The organism is Microbacterium sp. (assembly GCF_031178525.1).
Taxonomy (GTDB): Bacteria; Actinomycetota; Actinomycetes; order Actinomycetales; family Microbacteriaceae; genus Microbacterium.
Map to the genome: position 1 here is coordinate 1 of NZ_JAPSJA010000194.1, position 4,477 is coordinate 4,477.

Here is a 4,477-nt window from a genome sequence, read left to right on the forward strand (position 1 = left end):
GAGGACGTGCTCGAGTCGATGCGTCAGGTCGCCGAGCAGCACGGCACAGAGCTGCGCCTCGTCGCGCCGGGCGGATACTCGCCGGTCGACATGGATCCGCGCCGCGTGCGCCGCATCCTGCGCAATCTGCTCGGCAATGCGATCGAGCACGGCGAGGGCCGTCCGATCGTGATCACGGTCGACAGCAACCCGCAGGCCGTGGCGGTAGGCGTGCGCGACTACGGCATGGGGATGTCGCCGGACGATGTCGAGCGCGTGTTCGACCGGTTCTGGCGTGCGGATCCGTCGCGCAAGCGCACGCTGGGCGGCACGGGCCTCGGGCTGTCGATCGCGCTGGGCGACGCGCGGCTGCACGGGGGCACGCTGGCGGTGTGGTCGCAGCTGGGCCGCGGCACGAACTTCGTGCTGACGCTGCCCCGCCAGCCGGTCGACGCCGCCCAGCCCGCCGACCTCGAATCGCCCGTGCCGCTCGATCCGACGGAGGAGACGCTGCACGCCGCGTTCGGCGTGACGCAGCCGATCCTCACGCTCGACGTGGCGGAGACCGGCGACCTGATCGACGTCGGCGAGGTGCGCGACCTGCGCGACATGGACGGCGTCGCGCCGCACCGCTCGGAGAAGGGGGACGTGCGATGAGCCGTCCGGCCGCGCACGGCCGCGTCCGCGTGGGCGCGGTGCTGATCGCACTCATCCTCGCCCTCACGGGCTGCACGGGGCTGCCGACGTCCGGCGAGGTCTTCCCGGGCCTCGAGCCGGGAGCAGCGCCCGACGAGCCGCCCGCGCAGTACTACGCGGTGGCGCCGACTCGGGGCGCGACCCCCGAGCAGATCGTGAACGGCTTCATCGAGGCGGCGATCTCGCCGCTCGACGGCTGGGAGACCGCGCGGCTGTTCCTCGGCGGCGACTTCGCCGGCTCGTGGCGGCCCGAGGCCGGTGTGATCGTCGACGCGGCCGATGCGCGCGAGCTGCAGGTCGACGAGGAGGCGGGGCGCGTGACCCTCACCGTCACCCCCACCGCGACGGTCGACGAGCACGGCTCGTACGCCACGTCGTCGTCGGGGCCGATCGAGCTGAGCTTCCGCCTCGCGCAGCGCGACGACGGCGAATGGCGCATCGTCGAGGCGCCCGAGGGCATCGTCCTCGACCAGCAGCAGTTCCCCGACGTCTACAGCGACCATGCGCTGCAGTACTTCGACCCCACGTGGACCTACCTCGTGCCGGATGTGCGGTGGTTCCCCGCGAGTGGCAACACGGCGACGTACGTCGTGCGCGAGCTCGTGAACGGGGCCCCCAGCGCGTGGCTCTCGGGGTCGGTGGCGAGCGCGTTCGGGCAGGACATCAAACTCGACCCGGATGCCGTGCCGGTGGACACCGACGGCGTCGCGCACGTGGGGCTGAACGCCGTCGCCGCGGGGGCAGACGCCACCGCGCTCGGCCGGATGATGACGCAGCTGACGCAGAGCCTGGCGAACGCCGACGTGCGGGACGTGCGCCTGACGATCGCGGAGCAGCCGGATTCGGTCGTGGACGTCGAGCCGGTGCCGACGGCGCAGACGCGCCCCGACTCGCGCCCGCTCGTGCTGCGTTCCGGCGAGTTCGGTCTGCTCTCCGGCGGCGACCTGACCCCGATCGACGGCCTGAGCGACGTGATCGAGGACATGGCGGGCACCATCAACGTCATCGCGGTCGCGCCCGACCAGCAGACCGCCGCCGTGCGGCAGTCGACAGGCATCGTCTACCGCGTCACCGCGGAGAGCCCCGATCAGGTCGACGCCGAGCGTGACGACCTGATCCCGCCCATGATCGACCCGTTCGGGTACGTCTGGACCGCGCCGGAGGACGACCCGACCGCCATCCGCGCGTGGGACCCCGATCTCGAGCCGATCCCCATCACGGGCGGGCTGGGGGACGCGACGAGTGTGCGCGAGATGGCGATGTCGCGCGACGGCACGCGCGTCGCGGCGCTGGTCACGAGCGGCGGGCAGCATGTCGCGGTGGTCGCGAGCGTGCGGCGCGACCGCACGGGCCGACCCACGGGCCTCAGCGAGGCGACGCGCACGACCGTGCTTCCCCACCCGGGCGTCTCGATCGCGTGGATCGAGGACACGCGCATCGGCATCGTGACGGGCGAGGACGACACCTGGTACGTGGTCGAGCAGCAGGTCGGCGGACCCTCGGAGCGGTCGGTCGCCCCGACGGACACCACCACGATCGAGTACGGCACCGCGGACTCGGCCGTGCGCCTGCGAGGCGCCGACGGCCTGCTCTACGTGCGCCGCGGCTCGTCCTGGCAGCAGACCGGCGCGGAGGTGTCGGTGCTCGCGACGCAGATGGGAACGCCGCAGGGCGCGGACTGAGGCCGCGCACGGCGGCGCAGCAGGGCGGCAACCTCGTCCACACGGCCGATCGCGCCGCATCGCGATACGCGGTGGAATAGGGGAGCGGTCCGTGCGGCCGGGAAGCACGATCCTGGCCGGATGGATGACCTCCCCCGCGCGATGCGCGCGGCATGCGCGCAGGCTCTCGCGCTGCTGCTCCCCGTCGCCTGTGCGGGATGCGGACTCCACGGCGTCGCGCTGTGCGATCCGTGTCGCGTCGCGCTGCGACCGGCACCGCGATGCCGAGACCTGGGCGGGCTCATCGCGTGGAGCGGCCTCGTGTTCGACGGGCAGGCCGCCCGCGCGCTGCGTGCGCTGAAGGAGCGCGGCCGCACGGACGTCGCCCGGGCGCTCGCGCCCGCGCTGCGCGAGTCGCTGCGGGCGGCCGTCGCCGGCGCGAGGCGGCCCGTCGTGGTCGTCCCGGTGCCGACGTCGCCCGCCGCGATGCGACGCCGCGGCTATCGCGTGCCCGACCTCGTCGCCCGCCGCGCGGGCATCCGGCCCGCCCGCCTGCTCGCCGTGACCCGTGTCACGGGCGATCAGCGCGCCCTCGGGCGAGGCGAGCGTGCGAGCAATGTCGCGGGCAGCATGCGGGCTCGCGCGGGAGCCTCGGGGCTCGCCGTCGTGCTCGTCGACGACGTCCTGACGACGGGCGCGACGCTCGCCGAGGCCCGCAGGGCGCTGGAGGCGGCGGGCGCCCGCGTCGTGGCCGCGGCGGTCGTCGCCGACACGCCGCTGCGGCATATCGGAACGGGCCGGACGGGTTCCGACGAAAGGCCGAGTTGTGCGTGACACGCGCCGCGAGCGGGTCTACGGTAGGGCATCACAGCCCCGGGCCCGCCCGGGGGAACACGACCGAGGTCCGCTCATCCGGACGAGGTGCCGGAGACTGTGCGGACCGAGAGGTCTCACTTGAAACGGGAGGCACGATGGAAACGAACATCTCTGGAGTCGGCGTGGGGATCACCGACCGTTTCCGATCCGTGGTCGAGGAGAAGAGCGCCCGCATCGCGGGTCTCGCGCCACGAGCGCTGCGGCTCGAGGTCAAGGTCACTCACCAGAGCCATCGCAACGGCCGCATGGAGGACGACGTCGTCGAGCTCACGGTGATCGGCAAGGGTCCCGTGGTGCGCGCGGAGGCGTGCGCGGGAGACAAGTTCGCGGCGCTCGACATCGCGCTCGACAAGCTCGCCGAACAGCTGCGGCGTGCGAAGGACAAGCGCGTCACCGGCCGCCTGCATCCGCGCGGGGCGCACTACGAGAAGGGCTCAGGATCGCTCGAGGGCATCGACGTCGAGCCCGCGACCGCCGACGTGCTGCGCGCGGTGGCGACGGGCGAGGTGCCCGTCGTCGCGGAGGGCGAGGAGGAAGAGGAGTACAGCCCCGTCGTCATCCGCACCAAGACGTTCGATCCCGAGTGGATGACGGTCGAGGAGGCGGTGGACCGCATGGAGCTCGTCGGTCACGACTTCTTCCTGTTCATCGACGCGCGCACCGACCACCCGAGCGTGGTCTACCGGCGTCGCGGCTGGGACTACGGCGTGATCTCCCTCACCGCCACGGCGCCGCCCGAGTCGGAGCAGCTCGCCTCCTAGCCACCCGGACGAAGAGGGGAACGAAGGGGGTCCGGTCCGATGTCGGACCGGATCCCCTTTCGCGTGCCGCCGGGCGGCTCAGTCGAAGAAGTCGCCCATCAGCCCGCCGAGCAGCAGGCCGCCGACCACGGGACCCAGGAGGTCGCCGCCGCCGCCGTAACCGCGTCCGCGGCGTCCGCCACCCCAGCCGCTGCCGCCCCAGTCGTCGCCGTCGGGACGACCCGAGTCGATGTCGCGCTGCGCGGCCTGCAGCGCCTCGTTCGCGAGCTGCTGCACGCGGCGTGCCAGCGCGAGCGCCTGCTCGCGGGAATCCTCCGGCACGACCAGGGCGGAGACCTCTGCGCGCAGCCGCTGCGCCTCCGCCAGCCGCGTGCGCGCGTCGGCGCCGATGTAGCCGCGGTGGCCCGAGATCACGCTGTTCGCGACGGCGATCGCGTGGTCGGCGGCGTCGACCGAATGCCGGACCTGCTCGATCGACGGCAGGGGACGGGCGGCGCGCTGCCG

At 73.4% G+C, this 4,477-nt stretch carries 4 protein-coding genes and 1 pseudogene; 4 read left to right on the forward strand and 1 reads right to left on the reverse strand.

Features of this window, described 5'->3' with window-relative positions; all coding sequences use genetic code 11:
* The 4 genes from RIF89_RS11255 to hpf form a co-directional block, all read left to right on the forward strand.
* Window positions 1–636: HAMP domain-containing sensor histidine kinase (locus tag RIF89_RS11255; RefSeq protein ID WP_309069202.1), on the forward strand; the 636-nt coding region annotated here is incomplete at its 5' end.
* Window positions 633–2,357 (forward strand): LpqB family beta-propeller domain-containing protein, encoded by a 1,725-nt coding sequence (locus RIF89_RS11260; RefSeq protein ID WP_309069203.1) that lies wholly within the window; start codon window positions 633–635, stop codon window positions 2,355–2,357. The genes RIF89_RS11255 and RIF89_RS11260, both read left to right, overlap by 4 nt.
* Before the next feature lie 120 nt (window positions 2,358–2,477).
* Window positions 2,478–3,170, forward strand: coding sequence for a phosphoribosyltransferase family protein (locus RIF89_RS11265; protein ID WP_309069204.1), 693 nt, complete (start codon window positions 2,478–2,480; stop codon window positions 3,168–3,170).
* 137 nt (window positions 3,171–3,307) lie between these two features.
* Entirely contained in the window at window positions 3,308–3,973 is a 666-nt protein-coding gene (hpf, locus tag RIF89_RS11270; RefSeq protein WP_309069205.1) for a ribosome hibernation-promoting factor, HPF/YfiA family, read from the forward strand.
* Window positions 3,974–4,051: 78 nt separating this feature from the next.
* Here the strand turns inward: hpf and RIF89_RS11275 are convergent.
* A pseudogene (locus RIF89_RS11275) lies at window positions 4,052–4,477 on the reverse strand (hypothetical protein); the annotation flags it as partial.

Excerpts from the sequence above, each read along its gene's own strand:
- RIF89_RS11260 (WP_309069203.1), top strand. The coding sequence starts at position 633 with ATGAGCCGTCCGGCCGCGCACGGCCGCGTCCGCGTGGGCGCGGTGCTG.
- RIF89_RS11265 (WP_309069204.1), top strand. The coding sequence starts at position 2,478 with ATGGATGACCTCCCCCGCGCGATGCGCGCGGCATGCGCGCAGGCTCTC.
- hpf (WP_309069205.1), top strand. The coding sequence starts at position 3,308 with ATGGAAACGAACATCTCTGGAGTCGGCGTGGGGATCACCGACCGTTTC.